Origin of the sequence: Acinetobacter sp. Leaf130 (assembly GCF_001423205.1) — a bacterium.
Lineage (GTDB): Bacteria > Pseudomonadota > Gammaproteobacteria > Pseudomonadales > Moraxellaceae > Acinetobacter > Acinetobacter calcoaceticus.
In genome coordinates, this window is record NZ_LMOE01000005.1 from 170,240 (window position 1) to 194,001 (window position 23,762).

Sequence of the window (23,762 nt, forward strand, 5' to 3'; positions counted from 1 at the left end):
TAGGTATCGAAACTCTGCCATTTTTTCTATCTATGTTATATTTTCCCCAGTTTTTAAATTTTGACTATTTGAGGCAAACCGCTTGGCGACCCCTTTTTGGTACAACACCGCACTTCATTTATTAAAACCCTTTTACCGCTGGCGGATAAAAAAACGTGCAGAAAGCCAGGAATTATATAATCAGGAATGTCTTGAAAGATTTGGGCCGTTTGAATCTCCGAAGAATGTGAGAGCAATTTGGTTCCATGCTGTCTCGGTTGGAGAAACTAACGCCGCGCAGCCTTTAATCGAGCATTATCTTAAACTCGGACAACCTGTTTTAGTGACCAATACGACTAAAACGGGGCAGGCACGTGCCAAATCGTTATTTTTAAAAGCCCCTTATTTAGACTTGTTTCAAGCAGTTTATTTGCCTGTTGATCAGAAGCATCTTTTAAAACAATTTTTTGAGTTGTATCAGCCAAAACTTTTAGCATTGGTTGAAACAGAGCTTTGGCCAAATTTAATCGATCAAGCCAAACAGCAGCATGTTCCATGTTTATTGTTAAATGCGCGGTTATCAGAAAAATCAGCGAAAGGTTATAGCCGAGTTTCAGGTCTAACGGCAGGAATGCTGAAACAAATTGACTGGGTGTTGGCACAAGATAATGCGACTCGACAACGTTATGTAGAACTTGGCTTAGATCAACAAAAAAGTCAGGTGGTTGGAAATATTAAATTTGATATTCACGCCCCTGAAGCATTTTTAAATCAGGCCGCAAAGCTACACCAGCTATGGTATTTGGGGCAACGGAAAGTCCTGACAATTGCCAGTACACATGCACCAGAAGAACAACAAATTTTGCAGGCACTTCAGCCTTATTTAAAGTCAGATCCAGATTTAGTTTGTATTGTTGTACCTCGACATCCTGAACGTTTCGATGAAGTATTTGAAATTTGCCAAAACTTAGATTTAATTACTCATCGTAGAAGTTTGAACCAAAGTATTCATACCAGTACACAGGTTTATCTAGCCGATAGCATGGGTGAACTTTGGTTATGGTATGCCTTAAGTCAGGTGTGTTTTGTGGGCGGTTCTTTAAATGAGCCAGGCGGTGGACATAATATTTTAGAGCCTATGGTTTTAAATGTTCCAACAGTAATTGGACCACGTTATTTTAACTTCCAAACGATTGTTGATGAATTCATTGATGAAAATGGTGTACTGATTGCCCAAGACGCCGAGCAAGTTGTAGCAATCTGGATGGCATGTTTAGCCGAGCCGGAAGCAGCAAAGCAAGTAGTTGAGCAGGCGCATAAGGTCTTACAACGTAATCAAGGCTCATTGCAAAAACATATTGGCGTAATTAACCGGTATTTGGCCGATAAACCATGAATATCGTTTTACTAGAGTCTGAAGATATTCAGTCAGACACATGGTCAATTCACTCAAAGCGCCAATTACAGCATTTACGTGAACATCTTGATATTACAGTCGGCCAAAATCTGAAAGTTGGTATCCGTAACGGCGCACGTTATATCACGGAAATTGTTTCGATTAACGAGCAAGAAGTCTGTCTTCGGCCTATCAATGAAGAAGCTGTACCTGCAAAAATGCCGGTTCATTTAATTGTGGCATTACCCAGACCTAAAGTTTTACGCCGTTTAATCATGGACAGTGTGACTTTAGGTGTTGAAAAAATTAGTCTGATTCATAGTTATCGGGTCGATAAAAGTTACTGGCAGACTCCCTTTTTACAGCAAATCGACAACTACGTTACTTTGGGACTTGAGCAAGCAGGGGACACGATTGTTCCTGAAATTCAAATGTATAAACGCTTTAAGCCTTTTGTTGAAGATGTCTTACCTACATTTATTTCAGAAGAGTGCCCTGCCTATGTGGCCCATCCATATGCAGAGCAAAGTATGCCAATTAATATTGATCACGCCTGTAGCGTTGTGGTCGGACCCGAAGGTGGTTTTATCCCTTATGAGGTTGATTTGCTCACAAAAAACGGCTGCCAAGCAGTGAGCTTAGGCAACCGTATTTTAAGAACTGAAACGTCTATTTCTTATATTTTAGGGCGTTTATTCGCAGCTTAAGCATTTGGCTTAACGGTTTCTTCAGCTGGTTGATCACCACGATACATTTTTACTTCTTGTACCGGATATGGAATTGAGATGTTGTTTTCATCAAACGCATCTACAACCCTTTCCTGAATTTCACTAATCGAAGCAGAGGTGGTTGTTTCCGTTGTGTCTACCCACCAACGAACTGTTAGATTGACAGAGAAATCTGCAAGAGCCGTTACGTTGACCGAAAATGCAGGTTGGCTAAGCACATTACGGCTGTTGTCGAGTAATTTAAGAATGACAGCTTTTGCCTTTTGGACATCATCCTCATAACCGATTCCGACTACAAATTCACAGCGGCGACGTTGATATGCAGTATTTACAGTTACTGCACTGGTGTAAACAGTCGCGTTAGGAATAACAATACGACGGCCATCAGGCGAACGTAAAAAGGTCGCACGGATTTGAATATCTTCTACGGTTCCTTCCATATTGTTGACAATAATGTCATCGCCAATACGGAAAGGTTCGCTTAATAAAATTAAGATGCCTGATAGTAAGTTCTGAAAGATATCTTTAAATGCGAAACCAATTGCGACAGAACCGATTCCTAGTGCACTCATTAATTGCCCTGGCGTAAACCCTGGAATCGAGATAACTAAAGCAATTAAGAAACCAAAGAATAAAATCGCTGTACTGCCTACACGGTTCAACACAAGCACAAGGTTTTGACGCGTGTAAGAGCGGTTTTCTAAGGTTTTGCGAACAAAGAATTTAAATAATTTGGTCAGTAGCCAAAAAATAATAAAAACGATAATCGCAATACAAATATAAGGCACACGTTCCCAGAAGCTATCCACAATTTTATCGATTGTGGTATAGGCATCATGATACTTTTCAGTATGGGCTAAAACCGTTTGAGTGGTTTTAGTACCCGCCTCTTGCAAAAGTTCGCCTGTATTTTTTGCGACATCTGTTAAGGATGTTTGTTCATCAGCCACGACAAGTCTCAATTAAAAAAAATTATGAAAGCAATTTTCAGCTTTCATCATAGTAGGAGATAAAATGTGCGCCTACTATAATGAGTTCATCTGAATAATAAAGTGTTTTTTAATTAAAAGTATTCCGTTCCTTTTTGTAAGATTTGTGTCGGTGTCTCTAGGGTATCGGTCCCTGAGAAATAATAAAAAATTCCTGCTGTTGAAATGAGGCTAATTAAAATAGCCACTAAAATAAGCCAAGCCATGAGTTTTTCTATAAACGTTGAAGGCCGAACAGGACCATATTGATTGGTGCCTGCTGTACCTGAGGCAAGCAGTAAATAAATCATAAAAAAGAACTGAACAACCGGAATAAGCAACAGCAAACCCATCCAGCCACTCTTATTTAAATCGTGCAGACGTCGAACAACGAGAACAATATTGAGATAGATCAGAAATAGCCAAAAAGCCCAGATGACTAAAGCGCTAATGCCTGAAAGAGAGCTATAAAATTCAAAATTAAATAGATCGCTGGATAGCTGAAAACTTCCAAGAAACGAGGCCAAAATAAAGTAGCCTACTATGGTAAGCAAATAGATTAGTCCATATCCACCTAAATAACTCATACGATTAAAGCGCCCATGAATTGAAAAAGGACTATCTTTAAAAGGGAGCTGTGGTGGGCGCGAGGAGGTTGTTTGGGCAAACATATTATTTTATTCCTGTGTTGCGTATGAGAGACAAAATAATCTTTGTTGATGATCAAAACCATCAAATCTTGAAAAAATTATAAAAGTAAAAGCTATAGACAAATGTTTTAAATCAACTTAATTTTATAAAAATGTTCACAATTTCGTATGCTTGAGTAAGTGATTAATATGTGACCAAAGTCGCATTGTTTGGACTTTGAAAGAGTCATCATACTGCAAAGGCATGCAAATAAGATCCAGTAAAATAATAGCCACAGTCTCGAGATGGGATGCACAAGATCAAGGAAGTTGCGTATGAATGAGATCTATCCAGTACCAGAGGAATTTAAAAAAACAGCTCGTACTGTTGAAGCAGACTACTTTAAACGTTATCAACACTCTATCGAGAACCCAGATGAATTCTGGGCAGAGCAAGCTAAAATTGTCGATTGGATAAAGCCATTTACCCAAGTTAAAAATACGAGTTTTGACAAAGACAATTTCAAAATTGAATGGTTTGCTGATGGTGAGTTGAATGTGTCGGCAAACTGCCTAGACAGGCATCTTAAAGAACATCCTCATAAACCTGCAATTATTTGGGAAGGCGACCATCCTTCTCGCCATAAAATTGTTTCTTATAAAGAATTACACGATGAAGTCTGCCGCTTTGCCAACGTTTTAAAGAAATATGGCATTGGTAAAGGTGACCGCGTTGTGCTCTATATGCCAATGGTCACTGAAGCTGCAATTGCCATGTTAGCGTGTGCTCGTATTGGTGCGGTTCACTGTGTGGTATTTGGTGGTTTCTCACCAGACTCTTTAGCAAGTCGTATTGAAGATAGCCAAGCTAAACTTGTCATTACGGCAGACTCAAGTCTACGTGCCGGTAAGTTGTTACCACTCAAAGAAAATGTCGATTTGGCTTTAGCGTTGCCGGGTACAGAGTGTGTTGAAAATGTAGTTGTGGTTTACCGTAATGCCAACCCGATTGAAATGAAGCCGGGTCGTGATTTGTGGTATCACCTTATTATTATGGAGGTTGATGCAAACTGTCTTCCAGAGCCTATGAAGGCAGAAGACCCATTATTTATTCTCTATACATCTGGTTCTACAGGTAAACCTAAAGGGGTCTTGCATACCACAGGTGGTTATTTAGTCTATGTAACAAGTACTTTTAAAGAAGTATTTGATTTAAAACAAGATGATGTGTACTGGTGTACAGCCGATGTAGGATGGATTACAGGCCATAGTTATCTGATCTATGGACCACTCGCAAATGGCACCACAACCTTAATGTTTGAAGGTGTGCCTCAATATCCAACGTGGGCACGTCTTGGTCATGTAGTCGATAAGCACAAAGTCTCTATTTTATATACGGCTCCAACCGCGATTCGCGCCATGATGCGTGAGGGCGATTCATATGTTCGTGAGAGTAACCGTAGTAGCTTACGTTTACTCGGTTCGGTTGGTGAACCTATTAACCCTGAGGCTTGGAACTGGTACTACAATGTAGTTGGTGAAGGCCGTTGCCCAATTGTTGATACATGGTGGCAAACCGAAACTGGCGGTATTTTGATTGCACCATTGCCGGGAGCAACAGCTTTAAAACCGGGTTCTGCAACACGTCCGTTATTTGGTATTCAACCTGCCATTGTAGATGGTGAAGGTAACGAGCTAGAAGGTGTAGCAGAAGGCAATCTAGTCATTAAAGATTCATGGCCAGGCCAGATGCGTACCATTTGGGGTGATCCGGATCGCTTTATTGAGGCTTATTTCTCGACCTTTAAAAATAACTACTTTACAGGTGATGGTGCTCGCCGTGATGAAGATGGCTATTACTGGATTACGGGCCGAGTAGATGATGTCTTAAACGTTTCAGGTCACCGTCTGGGTACGGCTGAAATTGAAAGTGCTTTGGTGTCGCATGAATCAGTAGCTGAAGCTGCGGTGGTGGGAATGCCACATGACATTAAAGGGCAGGGTATTTGTACTTTTGTGACCTTACAAGCGGGTGTTCCAGAGTCGGAAGAGCTGCGTAAAGAGTTAATTAACTGGGTACGTAAAGTACTTGGACCAGTGGCTTCGCCAGATGCACTACACTGGGCACCAGCATTACCTAAAACACGTTCTGGTAAAATCATGCGCCGTATTTTAAGAAAAATCGCGGCAAATGAGTTAGATAGTTTAGGTGATACCTCAACCTTAGCTGAACCTGCTGTGGTAGATCAGTTAATCGCAACGGTCTATCCTGATAAGCAAAACTAATTTTTAAAAAAGCCCCAAATGGGGCTTTTTTATTGAACCTTATTTAAGATTTCGCTAGAAAATCGGCAGTATTCTGTACATTCGCAAACGTACTAAGCGCAGTTAAAAAAGCAGTTTGCACGTCTTCAGCTTTTACAGTTTTTCCGTCATGGCTTAAAGCACGTGTTGCGGTGGCATCTGCAATTAAGATTGGTTGATAACCTAACTCCTTAGCGGCACGTGTCCCTGAGTCAATACACATATGCGTCATCATGCCTGTAATCACGAGTTGCTCAATTTGATGTGCTTTTAAAAGTTCATCTAAATTGGTTTCTAAAAAACTGTTTGGATAATGCTTTGTTACGATTAGTGACTCATCGTGTGCGCTAAGTTCAGAGTGAAGTAAAACACCGTCGGTATTTTCTTGAAAGAAGCTGGCCTGTGGTGGGTTAATATGTTGCACATAAATGATTGGCAAGTTTTTCTCGCTAAAATATTGTTCGAGTTGTTTTATTTTATCGAGCGCTTGCTCTGTTCCAACCAATTCCATTTTGCCATTTTTAAAATAATCATTTTGTACATCGATAATTAATAGTGCTTGTTTCATGAGATCACTCTTGTTGATATGAGATAAAACAAGATTATTCTCTGCCAGTAAAATCAGCTATAGTCAGATGAAAGCATTATCGCCAGTTTTCTTTCGCCATGAAAAATGAATATTGAATTAGACCCGATTGATCTAAAAATTATTGCATTACTTAAACAGGATTCTCGACTAACCAATAAAGAAATTGGGCAGCGTGTCCATCGGACAGGACAGGCGGTGGGCGCTCGAATTGCTCAGTTAATGGATGCAGGGGTTATCAAAAATTACACCATTGCCGTTCAATACAGCCATAAACAATTTATTCATTTACATTTAAATGAACAACGCGCATTTGAAGAAATTGAAAATTTGGTTAAGCAATATGAACAAATCGATGAATGCTTTAAAGTTATGGGCAATGCTTGCTATATGATTGTCAGCCATTTCGAGCCCTCCGCATTAAATGAATTTATTGAGAAACTTTCAAAATGGTGTCGCTATTCGGTTGAAACAGTGATTCGAGAAGTTGAAAAATCTTAAAAAATAAAGGCTCCAAGCCGAGTCTTGGAGCCAATAAGTCTTTATTTTTAATTTATTGTTTTTATTGTCTTGCGCTGCTTTAACTGAAGTTTTTTAGGCTGATTTGGCTTGAATTTCTATCTCCTTTTCTTGTTGAAGTTCTAATTGGCGTACGAGCGGTAGAACTTTTTCCCCAAAATATTCTACCTCTTCAATGAAATGTAAGAATCCAGAAAGAATCAAATCAACACCAACCTCTTTAAGCGCCACAATACGCTCTGCAATTTGTTGGGGTGTACCAATTAAATTGGTTTTAAAACCATCGTTATATTGCACTAGATCTTCAAAACTTGATTTCGCCCAGTTACCTTGTTGCTCTGGTGAGGCTGCACCTGCTTCACGTGTTGCATCGCCAAATGCATTCACGGCTTCCGTATTGGCTTTATCAATAATTTCTTGAAGTACCGCTTTTGCTTCTTCTTCGGTATCTCTGGCAATAATGAAGGCATTCACCCCAATTTTGACATGATGGTTATTGGCTTTTGCTTTAGTACGAATGTCTTCGACTTGTTTTTGAATCTCTTCTACCGTATTACCATTGGTGAAATACCAGTCAGATACACGAGAAGCCATGTCACGTGCAGCACGGGAGCTACCACCCTGAAACACTTCAATATAAGGTTTTTGTAAAGGCTTCGGTTTAAGTGTGTAGTTTTGGAATTGGTAGTATTTACCATCGAAACTATAGTTATCAGTAGTCCAGATTCCTTTTAGAGTGCGAATGAATTCTTCAGAGCGGACGTAGCGCTGGTCATGCTCTGGCCATTCTTCACCAATCGCATCAAACTCTCCTCTAAACCAGCCGCTGACCACATTAATGGCAATACGGCCTTCGGTTAGATAGTCGATTGTTGCAAGTTGCTTAGCTGCGAGTGCCGGTTTCCAAGGGCCGGGCAGAATAGCAGCAATGACCTTAAGTTTTTCAGTTTTTGCTAATAATGCATGACTGAAACTGACTGATTCATGCTGATTTTCTGCCCCATAGCCCGCCGTAAAACGAATTTGAGTGAGCGCATATTCAAAACCATTTTTTTCGGCAGCCTGTGCAAGTCGAACATTGTAGTCGTAACTCCAGTCTGTACGCTGCTCGATGTTACTTACTACAAGGCCACCGCTTACATTTGGTACCCAATAAGCAAATTTAATCGGTTGTTGTAACTGCGTCATGGTGCGCTCTCCCAAATTCGTTATTTTTATTTAGACATATTGCGGTTAGGCAACATGCGTTAATGATTTGCCAGACTTATGATGTAAGCGAGATTCCGCTGCATCAAGATCTGGAACGGCTGCTGAAGGTAAGACTTCTTCTTGCTCAATCTGTTTATTAATCCCAAGCTCTTGGTTCGCTTGCTGAGATTTAGATTTGATCACTTCAGCACGCTTACCTTTGGCTGGTGCCCATTCTAAAATTGGTAATGCGCGAGCTACTGCTAGCGTAATACGATCTGCTAATTGCTCGCTTTTAACCGTGTATTCAGGAGTAAAGTCGCGATCTGTCGCATATACGCCAATTGGTAAAGTTTGTGCTTGGAAGAAACTAAACAATGGACGAAGCTGATGCTCTAGTACAAGCGCATGTCGATCACTACCGCCAGATGCAGCTAAAAGTACAGGCACATCAACCAAAGCTGTTTGTTCAACAAAATCGAAGAAATGTTTGAACAGACCTGTGAAAGAAGCACGGTAAACAGGTGTACCTACAATTAAAGCATCTGCTGCTTCAACCGCTGCAAGATCGTCTTGAACACGTTGTGGAAGTTGGTTGCGATAAAATGCGCCGCCTAATAAAGGCCCAATTTCGCTTAATTTAATAAAGTGAACTTTAATATCGATTGCGTCAGATAATTCATCAAGAATGGCTTGAACCAGACTTTCCGTTTTAGATGGGGTATTTAAGCCACCAGAAACAGCAACAATATTCAAAGGTTTTGGTGATGTGATACCAGTCATAATTTGGTTCCTAAGCCTAAAAAAGGTGATTGGACCTATTAATCAACAACGACGGTAAACTGTAAAATAACGAAATTGGTCAACCTTATCTGTTTTAAATATAAAAGATAAATAGTGGATTTTTATACTTTGTTTTTTTATTAAGTGGTTGTTTTTATTTTATATAATTATTGGTGATATATTTTTTATAATAAAAAGGAAGCTTATATAAAAAACAGATTAATTTTGATTAAAAGTTAAAAAACATCTGAAAATTTTTGCTAAGTTCTGCATTTATCAACATTTTGCATAAAAATGGATAAGATGAACGTATCTTTCATCTAAATAGTAGGGTTACAATAGGCCACAATTATGCTCAAGATTACTTTAATCGCTTATGAATATTTTAATCGTTGATGATCATCCTTTGTTTCGTCATGCTTTAATTCAAGCAGTACGTTATAGCCTGCCACAGGCACAAATTCATGAAACAGCTTCGGTTGATGAGTTTTATGAGCGTTTGGAAAATGGGGCAGAACCTGATCTGGTATTGCTTGATTTAAATTTACCGGGTGCTTCAGGCTTTTCTGCTTTAGTTTATGTGCGAGCACAGTATCCAGCTATTCCAATTATTGTGGTTTCTGCACATGAAGAAACTTCAATCATTCAGCGTGCGATTGCACATGGCGCGATGGGTTATATCCCTAAATCTGCGCATCCAAGTCATATTGGTGAAGCGATTCGTCAGGTCTTAGAAGGTGATATCTGGTTACCACCTAACTTGCCATCTAATCTTAATCTTGACCCGCGAGCGGCAGATGAAACTGCATTGGCAGAACGTATTCAGTCATTAACACCACAGCAGTTCCGTGTTTTGATGATGGTTGCAGAAGGCTTATTAAATAAACAGATTGCCTACGAGCTCGATGTTTCAGAAGCAACGATTAAAGCCCATGTGACAGCCATCTTTAGAAAATTGGGTGTGCAAAACCGGACACAGGCGGTACTGGCAATTAGTGCATTAAATATTGAAGATAGAAAAATCTAAAAATTAAAAAAAGACCTCAATTGAGGTCTTTTTTATATGTGTGAATTAAGCAAGGCAATCTTGTTTTGGGGTTAGGCTGTCGCAGTACAATGGGTTGAGTGCGCATTGCAAATCATCAATTTGTTCTTGCGTCACATAACGTTTCATTTTTAAATATTCAGCTACGCGGTCATCACGCAAGCTTAAGAACGCCGCATCATAAACACCCAAATCAACAAACAGGGCAGCGGTTTCTAGGCTGTTGAATCGATCTAGAAAAATATCATTGCCATACATTAAGAAGATATGTTCGAGTTTTGCTTTTGCATCAACATGTAGTCGTTCAGCAAGTTGATCTGGATGAGTCTTAATAAACAGTAAGTCAGAGAGTTCATCAAACTGAGTCATGTCTAACTGATTTTCTCCGAGTTTGACGTGACCAAGCCAAGCTTTGAAAACGAGTACAGCCCCTCCGCGAAGTAGCATGCTCCAGATTTGATGACGGGTATCGTGATCTAGATTTTCACTTTCCGTAGTGAGGACTTGTAAGAAGTTTTCTTCTTGTTGACCTAATTTATCAAATAGACCCAAACCTTGTGGATGGTAAGCAGCTGGGGCAAATACATCAAAATTCAAATCATGAAAAATATTGAGCGCGAGCGGAACAGCACATTGATAAATGGTATTTAATGCTTTGATATGTGCTTCATTGAGTTTGCTGTTGGGAAAAATACTTTGCCAATCTAATTCAGGAAGTAAAGCATTGGCACTATATTGACGATAAAACTGTTGAGATGAGAGTTGCCCTTGTGGGGATGTATCAAAAGTATTCATGGCAATTGTCCTTTGCATTAATAAGTTGGTATGGATGTTTTATAAATTGGAAATGGGTTCTGAAATCTTGAAGCATATAAAATGCACATCGATTATTTATGGAACATGAAGAATGCAAGTGGAATACGACTAAAGTTTTATATGAGAGTTTTTTGTTTATTTTCTTATAAAAAATATAAGCTTATTAAATTGTAACTAGGTGTACACGTGTTCACTTACAAAAAAGGTGGGCTTTGCCATAGGAAAAGGGGCATTGGAAAGTTTGGTCAATTATTTCTTGAGTAAAAGTAGACTTTTTGAGCAGTTCTGCCTATTGGCTTAAATTAAGCCAATAATTTTTGCCAAGGATCTCTCCCAAACCTATAAAAAGTCTGGAAGAGAAAATATTTAATCTGCTGTGCTGGCAATTTTAAGCCCAGATAACCAAGCTCTTAATGAAGCAGGTTTAAGTGGTTTCTTGAGTAAAACAATATTCAGCTCTTTAAGCTGCTGAGGTAACTCGGGGTGAGAGTCAGCGGTAATTAAAGCAACTGGAATATCCTGCTGTCGATTTTGCATAATAAAATCGACGCCGAGTTGGTTGTTATTCAGGTGTTGGTCGATGAGCCAGACCTGAATATTTTCCTTTTGAATAATCTCAAGCGCTTGTTCGGGTTCAGTGGCTTTAAAGACCTGATAGCCCCATTTACCTAATAAACTACTCATACCTTCTAAAATAGTTTCATCGTTGTCCAGACATAAAATACGGTAGGCTTTGGTTTTTAAAGGTACTGTCTGCACGGTTGGGGTAATGACTTTTGGTGCTTCTACGACTGGAACTTCAATCATAAAGCATGAGCCTTTATCGAGCTGAGAGTAAACATGAACAGGATAATTCAGCAAACCTGTCATACGCTGCACAATAGCCAGCCCTAAGCCTAGACCTTGTTCTCCCCAAGGTGATAGATGTCCACAGCGTTCGAATTCTTGAAACAGTTTAATTCGCTGTTCTTCCGCAATTCCTGGTCCTGTATCCCACACGCCAATACGAATATGACCCGACTGTTGCGCCGAGCGTAGAACACCCACAACCACTCGGCCTTTTGCTGTATAGCGTAAAGCATTGCTGACAAAGTTCTGAATAATACGTCGAATCCATTGCGGATCTGTGTCAATCCAGAAAGATACATCATGAACTTTCAGTGAAATATTTCGCTGAGCAGCAATCGATTTAAACTGTAGTTCAAGATCACTGAGTAAATCATGTAAAGGATAAGGCTGTCTTTTTGGCTGAATGCTGCCGCCTTCTAAGCGGGCAATATCGAGTAGGGCAGAGAGCATGCTTTCTGCACCATATAGAGCACGATCAAGTTGCTGCAAAGTCTGACGGTCTTCTTCTGTTGCAATGCTTTGTTCAAGAACGGTGCTAAACAGGCGAGCGGCATGCATTGGCTGTAATAAGTCATGGCTTGCCGCAGCGATAAAGCGGCTTTTCGACATATTTGCCATATCGGCTTGTTCACGTGCAAGTTGTTGTTCGGTTAAGGCATCGGCAAGCTGCTGGGTTCTGTTTTTTACGCGAGCTTCGAGTATTGCTTCATTCGCACGGAAGGCGGTAATGTCGGCAAACGTGGTAACAAAGCCCCCACCAGAAATTGGGTTACCCCGCATTTGAATAACCCGACCATCTTTACGGATACGCTCAAATTCATGAGCACTTCCAACTTTCATCCAGTGCAAACGTTTGCGTACATGCTCTTCGACTGAACCAGGACCACATTCACCGCGTTCAGCGTTATAACGAATTAAGTCGGCAATTGGACAGCCGACGTACACCAAGTCTTTAGGGTAACCAAACAGTTTTAAATATTGATTATTCCATGCCACCAGACACATATTTTTATCAACCACACTTACCCCTTGGGTCATGTGGTCAATCATGGTCATGAGTAGGTTTTGGTTAAAACGTTGCCATTGTGAGGCTTGGTCCAGAATATTAGCAACTTGGCCTAAAGCCAGACCATTATTAATCATTGCTGTAGTGAGCAAAGTACGTGCAGAGGCTGCCCCAATAATGCCGGCTAGATATTGCTCGGTAAACCGCCACCACATACCATTCGCAATGCTATTTTCATTAAGTATTAAATGATTTTGTTCACAGAAATTTTCAAAGGCTTGTGTTGTTGGTTGCTCACCAGTAATTCTTTTGGCAAGTGCAAAGAGATCACCTACTTTTAAACGTGCTGCATCATGCGGTAAATAGGTTAAATCGGTAGAGGTGTGCGGTGATGGCAATGGTTTTGTTTCATAATAGAAGAAACTTTCAGCCTGAATTTGCTCTGCTACACTTGGGCGGTAGAGTTTAGAAATCCAGATATATAAAAGAATATTTAAACCAAGCGACCAAATTACACCATGTGTGAGTGGTGCAAATGATTCAAAGCCAAATAATGATTCAGGGCGTAGCGCATTGATTCCAAAAGGGCCAAAAAGCAAAATACTCTGAGCCGCTTCCTGATAGGCTTCGGGCAAACTACGTAAGATCGTTGGAAATAGTAAAGTATAACTCCACATTAAAAATCCAATGATGAGTCCCGCATATACGCCCTGACGACTTCCACCACGCCAGTACAAACCACCAATAAGAGCAGGGGCGAATTGAGCGACAGCACTAAAAGCCAATAAACCAAATACTGAAAGCTGGTTAATATCATTAAAGAAATGGAAGAATAAAAAACCAAGTAGCATCACTGCAACAATACTAATGCGGCGACTAAATTTAAGAACTTTAGGAAGATGCTTATCATGGCGCGAGAGCACTTTAAAACGCCAGAGCGCAGGCATAATTAAGTCATTACTTAGCATGATAGACAGGGCAACTGACGAAACCAGTAACATACCTGTTGATGCAGAGAACCCACCTAAAAAAGCCAGTAAAGCCAGCCCTTCTTGGTTATAGCTAAGGGGTAATGACAACACGGCAACATCAGGTACAGTCAAGAACTTTGGTGCTGCATGCAACGCCCAGCTTGCGATCGGAATAATGGCTAAAATCGTTAAAATGAGATAAATCGCAAACCATTTACGCGCACCACGGATATGCTTTTCGTCACGCAGCTCGACTACTGCCACATGAAACTGACGTGGCAGGCAGATAATTGCTAAACCTGCCAATAAGGTCTGAATCCAGAATGTTTCAGGTACTCCAAACAACTGAACTTCCTGAAAGGTTTGGTTCACATCGGCTGTAACTTGGACTAGGTTCGCTGGTGTTTCAAAAATAAAAAATAAAGCGACGCAAATGAGTGCGAATAATTTTACAAAAGATTCAAATGCGACGGCGAGCATGAGACCGCCATGTTGCTCGGTATTGGCAATTTGCCTTGTACCAAAAATCATGGCCAAAATAGCCAGTACACTGGTTAAAAGCAAAACACTATTGGTGGTTGTATGAATATGAGCATTCTGTTCCATAATGACAGACGTACTTAAAGCAATCGCACGCAACTGCAAGGCCAGATAGGGGATAATTGCGATTACGGCCAAAATGGTAACCAGTGATGCCAATACCCCACTTTTCCCGTAACGTGCAGCAATAAAGTCGGCAATTGATGAAATAGCATGGTGTTGGCGTACTCGACCTAAACGTCGCCAAATGTCATATCCGAACCAGACAAATAAAAGCGGACCTAAGTAAATCGGTAAGAAAATCACGCCTTCGCGAACAGCGGCTCCAGTTGCGCCGTAAAATGTCCATGATGAGCAGTAAACACCTAAGGTTAAGCTGAATAAGAACATGCGGCCACGTGTACTCAGACGGCTGGCATGCTTTTCACCAAAAAAAGCACAAATAAATAAGAGTGCTATATAAAGGGTGAGTACCCCAATAATCAGCCAGCTGTTCATATGACTCACATGATTAAAACCTTGTGCCTATCATACCCCAAGCAGAAACAAAGCTATAAATTGATTAAATTTTAACGACCAAAGTCTAAGTTACGAATTACACGGAATTTTGCTAACTTAAATCCTGAGAAACTACTATTAAAAAAGTGGCCAAGGCTGGGCACTGGGCAAGGAGTTTGGTTATGGATCAGAACCAAGTAGAACAGATTCTACGCAATCCAAAGTTTCAAAAGATGGTCAAGAAAAAAAGTGCATTAAGTTGGACGCTCACAGTCATCATGTTAGTGCTTTATGTGGGCTTTATGCTACTTGTGGGCTACAACAAAGAATTTTTGATGAGTTCATTTAGTGGTGGTGTTACGACATGGGGAATCCCGCTAGGTTTAGGAATTATTGTTTTATCTTTCCTACTGTGTGGTGTGTATTCCTTCATTGCAAATCACACCCTTGATCAGTTGAGTGAAGAAGCGTTGAAGGAAGTTGAAGCCATCACGCACGATAAAGGACTACACTAATATGAAATGGAATTCATTAAAGGCGAAAGTCTTGCTGACAGCAACATCGCTATATTCAACGGTAGCTATGGCAGGTCCTGACTTAGGTGAAGCTGAACAACAAGCAACCAATTGGCATGCCATCATCATGTTCTTAATTTTTGTTGGTTTCACTTTGTTCATTACTAAGTGGGCTGCAAAACAAACCCAATCAACACAAGATTTCTATACAGCAGGTGGCGGTATCAGCGGTTTCCAGAATGGTCTGGCAATTGCGGGTGACTATATGTCTGCTGCATCTTTCCTTGGTATTTCTGCACTTGTGTTTAGTTCGGGCTTTGATGGCTTACTTTACTCACTTGGGTTCATGGTAGGTTGGCCAATCGTTTTATTCTTAATTGCAGAACGTTTGCGTAACCTTGGTAAATATAACCTTTCAGATGTGGTTTCATTTCGTCTTGAAGAAAAACCAGTACGTACTTTAGCTGCGGTCAGTTCACTTGTTGTTGTGGCATTCTATTTGATTGCTCAAATGGTAGGTGCGGGTCAGCTCATCAAATTACTATTTGGTTTGAACTACAACATTGCTGTAGTCATCGTTGGTCTATTAATGATGGCCTATGTAATCTTTGGTGGTATGTTGGCAACGACATGGGTACAAATTATCAAAGCGGTAATGTTACTCAGTGGCGCAACCTTCATGGCATTCATGGTCATGAAAGGAGTTGGCTTTAGTTTCAGCAACATGTTTACCCAATCAATTGAAGTATTCAGTAAAGTGCATGATGTAAGCTTGACCGATGCTGCAAAAATTATGGGGCCAGGTAAACTTGCAGCAAACCCGATTGATGCCTTGTCTCTTGGTTTGGCACTCATGTTTGGTACAGCTGGTTTACCGCATATTCTTATGCGTTTCTTTACAGTAAAAGATGCAAAAGAAGCGCGTAAATCGGTTGTGGTTGCGACAGGTTTTATTGGTTACTTCTACCTTCTAACTTTCATTATTGGTTTCGGTGCGATTCTTTTCGTATCAAACAATCCGCAATTCCTTGACGTTGCAAAAATGGCAGTAACAGGCAAACTTGAGCTTGTTGGTGGTAACAATATGGCAGCCGTGCATTTAAGTGACGCTTTAGGCGGTGACTTATTCATGGGCTTCATTTCAGCAGTAGCGTTTGCAACGATTCTTGCTGTTGTTGCTGGTTTAACACTTTCAGGCGCATCTGCAATCTCTCACGATTTATACGCTAACGTATTCAAAAAAGGTCAAACTACCCCAGCTTCAGAGCTTCGCATGTCAAAAATTGCGACACTTGGTTTAGCTATTTTTGCCATGATTTTAGGTATTTTGTTTGAAAAGCAAAATGTGGCGTTCATGGTAGGCTTGGCATTCTCTGTAGCTTGCTGTGCAAACTTCCCAATACTTGTTCTTTCAATGTTCTGGAAAGGTTTAACGACTCGTGGCGCAGTTATTGGTGGTGTGGTTGGTCTTGTAACAGCGGTAGTATTGATTGTGCTATCTAAAGCAGTTTGGGTAGATACTTTAAAAATCTCTGATACACCAATCAATCCATTCAATGGTCCTGCATTATTCGCAATGCCGTTGTCTTTCCTTTGCTGTTGGTTGTTCTCGGTTACCGATAACTCTGCACGTGCTAAAAAAGAGCGTGCTGCTTTCGATGCTCAATATGTTCGTTCAATGACAGGTATTGGAGCATCTGGTGCATCGGATCACTAAGTGCAATATTGCTATCTAATTCTTAAAAAAAGCCCTACGGGGCTTTTTTTATACTTATTTAATTTTCAATTTAGGGTTTAGATATTAATAAAGAACAACTTGTTTGCCTTGTTTTGTGTACAGTATGATTTGCTAGACCTCAAAAAGCATAATGAAACAAGGAAAATAATAATGCGATCTATCATCGAGTTCTGGGCGAGCTTTCGATTGCTACCTTCTGCATGGTTGCTGCTTGTGCAATTTATCTTACTCATTTTGGCTATGCTGACTTTTCATGATGTATTTTACCGCACCCTTACATGGGCTTTAGGGGTGCTGGCGCTACTCATTATTGCCAAGGTTATTCGTCAAACTCCAATGTTTACTTTTCTCGGGTTAACATTTGTGAGTGGGGCGATTATATCCTCGGTATTTATTTTATTGGGTTATGGCAATTTATACGTTCAGGTTTTCGCACATGGCTGTGAAGCGCTAGCCTACTTTTCAGCAGCTTATGGCTTATTTCGTTATATGTTTGCCGATCAGTATTTAACAAGAGATGAGTTGTTTGCGGCAGCAGCAGTTTTTACGCTTATTGCTTGGGGTTTTGCATTTTTATATAACATTTGTCAGCTTATTCTTCCGTCTAGCTTTCAAAATCCAAATAACGTTCACCATTTACAGACGTGGTTAGATCTATTATTTCTCAGCTTTAGCTTGCAATCGGCTACAGGTTTATCTGACTTAATGCCTCTGAGCCCACCAGCGCGCGTTTTAGCCATGCTGCAAATGTTCTGTGGAGTCATGTATTTGGCTTTAATCGTCACTCGATTAATTGCTTTACAATATATTACCCACCTCCCTAAAAAAAATTCAGATAAATAATGGAGGAGGTGTTTTAATTTATTTACACCTTTGTAACTGCAATATTCTTTAAGTTTATTTAGAGTGTTATCGGCTTTCTCTATTGAAAGCCTTAGCTTTGTTCATTCTATGAATATCTTATTGGCATTTAAGCCTGTCACTCGTCATTAAAATAACATGGAGGATTTATGCCTTCCAAACAGTCCAGTTGGTTCGCAAACGTTAATCCTAACGTATTTTTTGGTACGGTCATTATTATTGCTTTGTTTTTAGCAGTAGTGGTGATTGCTCCGAGTTCTTTTGAGCTTCTAACGCAACAATTAAAACAATGGATCACTGATTCATTTAGCTGGTTTTATGTTTTATCTGTTGCTTTCTTTCTCATCTTATTGATTTATATCGCCTGTTCATCGATTGGACGTATTAAATTAGGGCCTGATCATAGCCAGCCTGATTATAATAATGGGTCCTGGTTCGCCATGCTGTTTACAGCAGGGATGGGGATTGGTTTGATGTTCTTCGGTGTTGCCGAACCCGTCATGCATTACGTTACCCCGCCAAGCGGTGAGGCACAAACGATTGATGCAGCACAGCAAGCACTAAGGGTAACCTTTTTCCACTGGGGGTTACATGCGTGGGCGATTTACGCTGTAGTCGGACTGGCTTTAGCTTATTTTGCCTATAGACATAATTTACCTTTAAAGACCCGTTCCGCACTTTACCCTCTGATTGGAAAAAAGATTTATGGCCCACTGGGCGATAGCATTGATATTTTTGCAACGATTGGAACTGTATTTGGTGTCGCGACATCTCTTGGCTTTGGGGTAACGCAGATCAATTCTGGTTTGCATTATTTATTTGGTGTAGAGCAAAGTACTCATGTTCAAGTTCTACTCATTATTTTTGTGAGTATTCTGGCCTCTTTATCTGTATTTTTAGGTCTAGATAAAGGTGTAAAACGTTTATCAGAAATAAACTTAGTTTTAGCTGTAATTCTCTTAGTATTTATTTTTATTGCTGGCCCAAGCATTTATTTACTCCAAACCACTATTCAAAATACTGGGCAATACCTCTCTAACCTTTTTACCATGACGTTCAATTTATATGCCTATCAGCCAAATGGATGGATAGGGGGCTGGACGATCTTGTATTGGGCTTGGTGGATTTCGTGGTCGCCATTTGTTGGAATGTTCATTGCCCGTGTGTCACGTGGCCGTACCATTCGAGAGTTTATTGTTGGGGTTCTGCTTATCCCAACTGGTTTTACCATAATCTGGATGGGCTTTTTAGGAAATGCTGCGTTATTTAGCATTATCCATGAGCATCAAACCACCTTAATTCAGGCGGTTCAACAAGATTCATCAGTCGCATTATTTGAATTTCTAAATCATTTACCTTTCTCTGGGGTAATGAATGTCTTGGCAACCGTTTTAGTGGTTTTATTTTTTGTGACCTCGGCCGATTCAGGTGCATTAGTCACCGACTATTTAACTGCAAAAACAGAAAACTCACCGACTTGGCAACGTCTGTTCTGGACAGTGCTTATGGCTGTACTCGCCATTATTTTATTATTGGTAGGTGGATTGGCTGCACTTCAGTCCTCAATCATTATGAGTGCATTACCATTTACTGTCGTCATGCTGTTAATGAGCTGGGGACTAATAAAGGCCTTGCATCTTGATGTCACTAAAATGACTGCTATTCAGGAAGCAAGAATCACACCGCGTGCTATTCATAATCCACGAAGCTGGCAACAGCGTCTAGGATTAATCATGCACTATCCTCATAGTGAAGACGAAGTAAAGCAATATATTGAAAATCAGGTAAGCCGTGCTTTTGAAAATATTAAGCATGAGTTGAAACGCCGTCATTTAGAAGTCTCAATTAGCCAACTTGAAGATGGTATGCAGCTTAGGGTAGACCATCACAATGAAATTAATTTTATTTATAAAGTTGTTTCACGTGAAACATTGCCACCAAGTTTTCTCATGGGGCGTATAGAAGCAGAAGATGGGCAATATTTTCAGGCTGAAGTGTTTTTAAGAGAAGGTGGCCAGAACTATGATGTAATGGATTGGACGCAAGAAGATTTAATCCAAGACATTATTGATCAATACGAACGTCATCTGTATTTCTTAAATATTGTACGAAGCTAATATCTAGGTATAAAAAAAGGACTCAATAGAGTCCTTTTTTAATTCGATTTCTAAATTAAATTAGAAACGGAATTTAGTATTTAAGCCGATAGTTTGTGTATCGTAGCTAGTAGACGCATTTTTAACGTCAGCTTTCATGTACGATGCACCAACTGCTAAAGCTGGAGTAATGAAGTAGTTTACGTTACCACCCCAAGCTTGACGGAATTCACCAAGGTCATTACCTTTGATGTTAGCTACGCCATCGTTACCCACGAAAGATGCGCCAACACTTAACTTAGGAGTTAAGTAAAGGTCAGTTTTTAAACCGTATTGGTTTTCTTCACCGAAAGCACCAGCAGCTTCAAAACCAATTGCCATGTTAGTTCCATCGATTGGACCTACATATTTAGCACGTGCAGTAATAGCATCTTGGTCATTTTGGATCGCAGCAGTTTGGTTTACAGCAGAGTAGATACCGTTGCTGATGATGCCAAAGTTGTCTAAAGCGAATTGGTTAGCAACACTTGTATAACCAACAGTCATCAAGAAGTTAGGTAACAACATAGCACCAACTTCTAATGCATAACGGTCACCGTTGTCATCATGAGAGTTTTGGTTCTTACCATCAACATCAGTGTGGTTGTAAGTTGCGCTAGCATAAACAGGAAGGTAAGGAGTAGGAACGTAAGCCTCACCTTTAACACCGTATGTACCAACGTGGTAGTTTAAACCATTGTTTTGGTCATACTGTTGGTAGCTATAACCTAAAGATACGCTAGAAGCTTGGTTCAAGAAAGCTGCTTCAGCTAATGGACCTTTAGCGGTATCAACATTTTTTAAATAGAATGTACCAGCAACGTCACCAGTGAAGTTTTTATCGTTTGCAGTTGTGTCAACATATTCAGATTGACCTTGAACTTCAAATTGATAAGCATGAGCACCGGTCATGGCTAATAATACAGCAGTGGCTAAACCAAGTTTTTTCATAATCATTTCCAGCAATAACAAGAGATAAAGCTGGGGTCATTGTATTGTAACAATTTATGAAGTCAATAATGAAAAAAAAGGAATGTTAAAGATATTTGACACTTATGTTAAAATTGGTGAAAAACTAATCAAATGAAAAGTAAATTGTCAACCTGATAAAAAAATGAACATTTACAAGAGGCTAATAATTATATTTCATAGGGAATTTAGAAGTAAATGTTTAAAAGTTATTACAATTATGATTGGAAAAATAGATTAACGTGATCGGTTTTAACGTTAATAAAAGTATAATATTGTTTACAATGCGAATAAAAAATCATCGTTTTCTTATCGAATTTGTAATATTTTGAGGAATAGTTAACAATATTTGGATTAGTTTAACTAAAAAATTTAACTATTTTTAATTATTATATAAGTGAATAAAATAAAAGAAATCTCTATTTTAAGTTGAAAAATCGATTAAATTTTGAATTCTGATTAATTTAATCGACTTTACAAAAGTAGAGATAAGTCACATAATTCAATTGCAAAGTTCACTACCTAACGTTTTTAGGATTTAAAGTGCTTTCCCAGATACGATGTGTGTAGCACATCAGATTTTACGAGCTCAGCTTTCCCCAAGGTTGAGCTTTTTTTTATCTATAAGAAAATCTTAAAATTATAAGAAAAGTTATATGAAATTTATTGGAAAATAATAGATCAAAAAGAACCCAGCTTAAAGCTGGGCAGTGGATGCTGGGAGAAGTGCATCCAAGAGGATAACTAAATATGTTTTACTATCATTGCTAAAAATTTTTAATCTGTAAAATAGAGTTTTTTTATAAAAATCATTCAATTTTTCGATCCCGTTTATTATTTAAGCTTACTAAAATGTAGGAAACGTATAATTAATAAAAGAGAAATGAAGGGTTTATTGATGAAATTCTAGTTATTAAAATGCTAGGATGGATTTAAGCCTAATTTATATCGTAGTAAAAATGGCAGGACATTTACGGAGTACCAGCTAGAAATGTCAGGGTTACGTTCAGAGCATATTAGTAATCGACTGTTCTTTTTTATGCTGGTTATTATTTTGTCCTTATTATTCATGGCGATCCCCCTCATTGTGGGAAGCTATCAGGATTATATAAAAACTAGACAAGCCTTAGCCGAAATAAAAAGCTTAAGAGCTGTAGCCGATATTGCCTATAAAGTTTCTAAGGAGCGTGCTCCAGCCAACAAAATGATGTCGAGCAGTCCTCATGATTTATTAAAGAATCAGCAAGAATTAAAAAAATTTCGTTTAATTGTTGATGCGCAAATTGATACAAGTATCCTTATCTTACAACAAGCAGGTTATGTTTCATTAGCAAATGAGCTGCAAACCAACTTCAAAGAAAATCTTAGACAAGCTCGGCATGTGGTCGACTATTATGGTGAAATTCCATATGGAGCGCGAAATTCCGTCCAAATGGATAATGCCATTTTAGGGATGTTTGGAGCATGGGATAATTGTAGGGAAATACTGCAAAAACTGATGTTGCAGCTAAAAAGTAAAGATAGCCGTATTTCTAATTACTTTACGCTGATTATAGTTCTGACCGATATGCGAGATCAGGCTGGACGTATGGCATCTAATATTATCGCTCCTGTAAGCTTTAATGAAGAAATTCCAAGTAATAATCGGGCACGCTCTTTACAGACCCAGCATCAAGCAAGATATTTATGGATATTGGTTGATACCTTGCAGCCTGAACAGGCTAAAACACCTGAATATCGTCGATTATATTCACAAGTAAAATTAGAATTTATAGATAAGGGTATTCCAGTTGTTGAAAGGCTTTTAGAAGAAAGCCAAAAGGGAGAACCATATTTTTTAAGTGCTACTCAATTAACAGAAGCTATAGTGGGTAAATTTACCACTGTAGTTGATTTACAAACTTACATTCTTAATGAAAGTGTAGTGATCGCGGCTAAAGAAAATGTAATAGCCAGAAATGATTTTCTTTTAACTTTGTTTATTTCTTCTATTTCTTTAGTCACAGCCTTACTTACCCTTATTTATGCGCAAAGAAGAGTATTTGCACCTTTAATTAAAGCAAGAACTTTAATTTTAGACTTATCGCATAGTTCTGATCATTGGACAGATGAGATGAATGTAACTACAAAAGGTGAATTTTTTTCCCTATTTGAGGCGATTGATCGATTACAACGTATGTTGCAACAACGCGATGCTTTTGAATTTCAATTAAAGAATATAGCCAATACAGACCCATTAACTGGTGTGTCCAACCGTCTCGCTTTATCTGAATATTTAAAAATTGTTGAAAGTTACCCTCAAAAGTTTATGCAGACTTGTTTAATGATTATAGATATTGATCGTTTTAAACAGGTAAATGACCAATATGGGCATATTGTAGGTGATCATGTCATTGTTAATATTGCTGAGCAATTAAAGCAAAATATACGAAGTTCAGATTTAATTGTTCGTTATGGCGGAGATGAATTTTTAATATTGTTAGAGCAGGTGCAATTTGTAGATGCTCGCCTTTTGGCAGAAAAAATTCGTATTGCGATTTCTTTACAAGAAATTGATTTGTCAGGTTCAGATGAAAAATTGCATGTGTCTGTCAGTATTGGTTTTGCGATAGGAGCGGCGAGTTGGATAGAACTCTTAGAGAAAGCTGACCGTTCGCTATTAAGAGCTAAGGCCCGAGGTCGGAATGCAGTTGAGGGATAAAAAAAGCCGGAAATGATTTCCGGCTTTTTTATTCAATA

At 39.2% G+C, this 23,762-nt stretch carries 18 protein-coding genes; 10 read left to right on the forward strand and 8 right to left on the reverse strand.

Going from position 1 to position 23,762, the window contains the following annotated elements; genetic code table 11:
* Positions 1-82 precede the first annotated feature (82 nt).
* Both ASF86_RS11350 and ASF86_RS11355 read left to right on the forward strand, forming a co-directional pair.
* Positions 83-1,375 (forward strand): 3-deoxy-D-manno-octulosonic acid transferase, encoded by a 1,293-nt coding sequence (locus tag ASF86_RS11350; protein WP_056482184.1) that lies wholly within the window; start codon positions 83-85, stop codon positions 1,373-1,375.
* Positions 1,372-2,082, forward strand: coding sequence for a 16S rRNA (uracil(1498)-N(3))-methyltransferase (locus ASF86_RS11355; protein ID WP_056482187.1), 711 nt, complete (start codon positions 1,372-1,374; stop codon positions 2,080-2,082). Before ASF86_RS11350 ends, ASF86_RS11355 begins: the two co-directional genes overlap by 4 nt.
* On the opposite strand, the gene ASF86_RS11360 is transcribed toward ASF86_RS11355, so the two are convergent.
* Both ASF86_RS11360 and ASF86_RS11365 read right to left on the reverse strand, forming a co-directional pair.
* Positions 2,079-3,053, reverse strand: a complete 975-nt coding sequence (locus ASF86_RS11360; RefSeq protein WP_056482190.1) for a mechanosensitive ion channel family protein — start codon at positions 3,051-3,053, stop codon at positions 2,079-2,081. The two genes, ASF86_RS11355 and ASF86_RS11360, sit on opposite strands and share 4 nt — an antisense overlap.
* 113 nt (positions 3,054-3,166) lie before the next feature.
* Positions 3,167-3,742 (reverse strand): DUF805 domain-containing protein, encoded by a 576-nt coding sequence (locus tag ASF86_RS11365; RefSeq protein ID WP_017391034.1) that lies wholly within the window; start codon positions 3,740-3,742, stop codon positions 3,167-3,169.
* Positions 3,743-4,036: 294 nt separating this feature from the next.
* On the opposite strand from ASF86_RS11365, the gene acs reads away from it, so the two are divergent.
* Entirely contained in the window at positions 4,037-5,986 is a 1,950-nt protein-coding gene (gene acs / locus ASF86_RS11370; RefSeq protein ID WP_056482193.1) for an acetate--CoA ligase, read from the forward strand.
* Positions 5,987-6,029: 43 nt separating this feature from the next.
* On the opposite strand, the gene ASF86_RS11375 is transcribed toward acs, so the two are convergent.
* Positions 6,030-6,572, reverse strand: a complete 543-nt coding sequence (locus ASF86_RS11375; protein ID WP_056482196.1) for a cysteine hydrolase family protein — start codon at positions 6,570-6,572, stop codon at positions 6,030-6,032.
* A gap of 105 nt (positions 6,573-6,677) precedes the next feature.
* On the opposite strand from ASF86_RS11375, the gene ASF86_RS11380 reads away from it, so the two are divergent.
* Positions 6,678-7,091, forward strand: coding sequence for an Lrp/AsnC family transcriptional regulator (locus ASF86_RS11380; protein WP_005038054.1), 414 nt, complete (start codon positions 6,678-6,680; stop codon positions 7,089-7,091).
* A gap of 93 nt (positions 7,092-7,184) precedes the next feature.
* Here ASF86_RS11380 and sfnG read toward each other — a convergent pair whose 3' ends face one another.
* Together sfnG and msuE are read right to left on the reverse strand one after the other, a co-directional pair.
* Positions 7,185-8,297, reverse strand: coding sequence for a dimethylsulfone monooxygenase SfnG (gene sfnG / locus ASF86_RS11385; RefSeq protein ID WP_005038056.1), 1,113 nt, complete (start codon positions 8,295-8,297; stop codon positions 7,185-7,187).
* A gap of 45 nt (positions 8,298-8,342) precedes the next feature.
* Positions 8,343-9,080: an FMN reductase gene (gene msuE, locus ASF86_RS11390; RefSeq protein WP_056482198.1), complete on the reverse strand. Its 738-nt coding sequence runs from the start codon at positions 9,078-9,080 to the stop codon at positions 8,343-8,345.
* A gap of 376 nt (positions 9,081-9,456) precedes the next feature.
* Here msuE and ASF86_RS11395 point away from each other — a divergent pair, with 376 nt between their 5' ends.
* A complete protein-coding gene (locus tag ASF86_RS11395; protein WP_003654038.1) occupies positions 9,457-10,107 on the forward strand; it encodes a response regulator in 651 nt (216 codons plus the stop codon).
* Positions 10,108-10,152: 45 nt separating this feature from the next.
* On the opposite strand, the gene ASF86_RS11400 is transcribed toward ASF86_RS11395, so the two are convergent.
* Positions 10,153-10,920, reverse strand: coding sequence for a hypothetical protein (locus ASF86_RS11400; protein ID WP_056482201.1), 768 nt, complete (start codon positions 10,918-10,920; stop codon positions 10,153-10,155).
* A 387-nt stretch (positions 10,921-11,307) separates the two neighbouring features.
* Positions 11,308-14,805: a PAS domain-containing hybrid sensor histidine kinase/response regulator gene (locus tag ASF86_RS11405; RefSeq protein ID WP_056482204.1), complete on the reverse strand. Its 3,498-nt coding sequence runs from the start codon at positions 14,803-14,805 to the stop codon at positions 11,308-11,310.
* A 182-nt stretch (positions 14,806-14,987) separates the two neighbouring features.
* On the opposite strand from ASF86_RS11405, the gene ASF86_RS11410 reads away from it, so the two are divergent.
* The 4 genes from ASF86_RS11410 (at position 14,988) to ASF86_RS11425 (ending at position 20,036) form a co-directional block, all read left to right on the forward strand.
* Positions 14,988-15,320: a DUF485 domain-containing protein gene (locus ASF86_RS11410; protein ID WP_003654032.1), complete on the forward strand. Its 333-nt coding sequence runs from the start codon at positions 14,988-14,990 to the stop codon at positions 15,318-15,320.
* A gap of 1 nt (position 15,321) precedes the next feature.
* Positions 15,322-17,037: a cation acetate symporter gene (locus tag ASF86_RS11415; protein ID WP_056482207.1), complete on the forward strand. Its 1,716-nt coding sequence runs from the start codon at positions 15,322-15,324 to the stop codon at positions 17,035-17,037.
* 171 nt (positions 17,038-17,208) lie between these two features.
* Complete coding sequence (locus tag ASF86_RS11420) at positions 17,209-17,901, forward strand: ion channel (protein WP_003654029.1); 693 nt, start codon at positions 17,209-17,211, stop codon at positions 17,899-17,901.
* 167 nt (positions 17,902-18,068) lie between these two features.
* Positions 18,069-20,036 carry a BCCT family transporter gene (locus ASF86_RS11425; protein WP_005038064.1) on the forward strand — a complete coding sequence of 656 codons (1,968 nt, stop codon included), beginning with the start codon at positions 18,069-18,071 and terminating at the stop codon, positions 20,034-20,036.
* 60 nt (positions 20,037-20,096) lie between these two features.
* Here ASF86_RS11425 and omp33-36 read toward each other — a convergent pair whose 3' ends face one another.
* Positions 20,097-21,005 carry a porin Omp33-36 gene (omp33-36, locus tag ASF86_RS11430; RefSeq protein WP_056482210.1) on the reverse strand — a complete coding sequence of 303 codons (909 nt, stop codon included), beginning with the start codon at positions 21,003-21,005 and terminating at the stop codon, positions 20,097-20,099.
* A gap of 1,009 nt (positions 21,006-22,014) precedes the next feature.
* On the opposite strand from omp33-36, the gene ASF86_RS11435 reads away from it, so the two are divergent.
* Positions 22,015-23,724 (forward strand): GGDEF domain-containing protein, encoded by a 1,710-nt coding sequence (locus tag ASF86_RS11435; protein ID WP_056482213.1) that lies wholly within the window; start codon positions 22,015-22,017, stop codon positions 23,722-23,724.
* Positions 23,725-23,762 lie beyond the last annotated feature (38 nt).

Excerpts from the sequence above, each read along its gene's own strand:
- ASF86_RS11355 (WP_056482187.1), top strand. The coding sequence starts at position 1,372 with ATGAATATCGTTTTACTAGAGTCTGAAGATATTCAGTCAGACACATGG.
- ASF86_RS11365 (WP_017391034.1), bottom strand. The coding sequence starts at position 3,742 with ATGTTTGCCCAAACAACCTCCTCGCGCCCACCACAGCTCCCTTTTAAA.
- acs (WP_056482193.1), top strand. The coding sequence starts at position 4,037 with ATGAATGAGATCTATCCAGTACCAGAGGAATTTAAAAAAACAGCTCGT.
- ASF86_RS11375 (WP_056482196.1), bottom strand. The coding sequence starts at position 6,572 with ATGAAACAAGCACTATTAATTATCGATGTACAAAATGATTATTTTAAA.
- ASF86_RS11380 (WP_005038054.1), top strand. The coding sequence starts at position 6,678 with ATGAATATTGAATTAGACCCGATTGATCTAAAAATTATTGCATTACTT.
- sfnG (WP_005038056.1), bottom strand. The coding sequence starts at position 8,297 with ATGACGCAGTTACAACAACCGATTAAATTTGCTTATTGGGTACCAAAT.
- msuE (WP_056482198.1), bottom strand. The coding sequence starts at position 9,080 with ATGACTGGTATCACATCACCAAAACCTTTGAATATTGTTGCTGTTTCT.
- ASF86_RS11395 (WP_003654038.1), top strand. The coding sequence starts at position 9,457 with ATGAATATTTTAATCGTTGATGATCATCCTTTGTTTCGTCATGCTTTA.
- ASF86_RS11400 (WP_056482201.1), bottom strand. The coding sequence starts at position 10,920 with ATGAATACTTTTGATACATCCCCACAAGGGCAACTCTCATCTCAACAG.
- ASF86_RS11405 (WP_056482204.1), bottom strand. The coding sequence starts at position 14,805 with ATGAACAGCTGGCTGATTATTGGGGTACTCACCCTTTATATAGCACTC.
- ASF86_RS11410 (WP_003654032.1), top strand. The coding sequence starts at position 14,988 with ATGGATCAGAACCAAGTAGAACAGATTCTACGCAATCCAAAGTTTCAA.
- ASF86_RS11415 (WP_056482207.1), top strand. The coding sequence starts at position 15,322 with ATGAAATGGAATTCATTAAAGGCGAAAGTCTTGCTGACAGCAACATCG.
- ASF86_RS11420 (WP_003654029.1), top strand. The coding sequence starts at position 17,209 with ATGCGATCTATCATCGAGTTCTGGGCGAGCTTTCGATTGCTACCTTCT.
- ASF86_RS11425 (WP_005038064.1), top strand. The coding sequence starts at position 18,069 with ATGCCTTCCAAACAGTCCAGTTGGTTCGCAAACGTTAATCCTAACGTA.
- omp33-36 (WP_056482210.1), bottom strand. The coding sequence starts at position 21,005 with ATGAAAAAACTTGGTTTAGCCACTGCTGTATTATTAGCCATGACCGGT.
- ASF86_RS11435 (WP_056482213.1), top strand. The coding sequence starts at position 22,015 with ATGTCAGGGTTACGTTCAGAGCATATTAGTAATCGACTGTTCTTTTTT.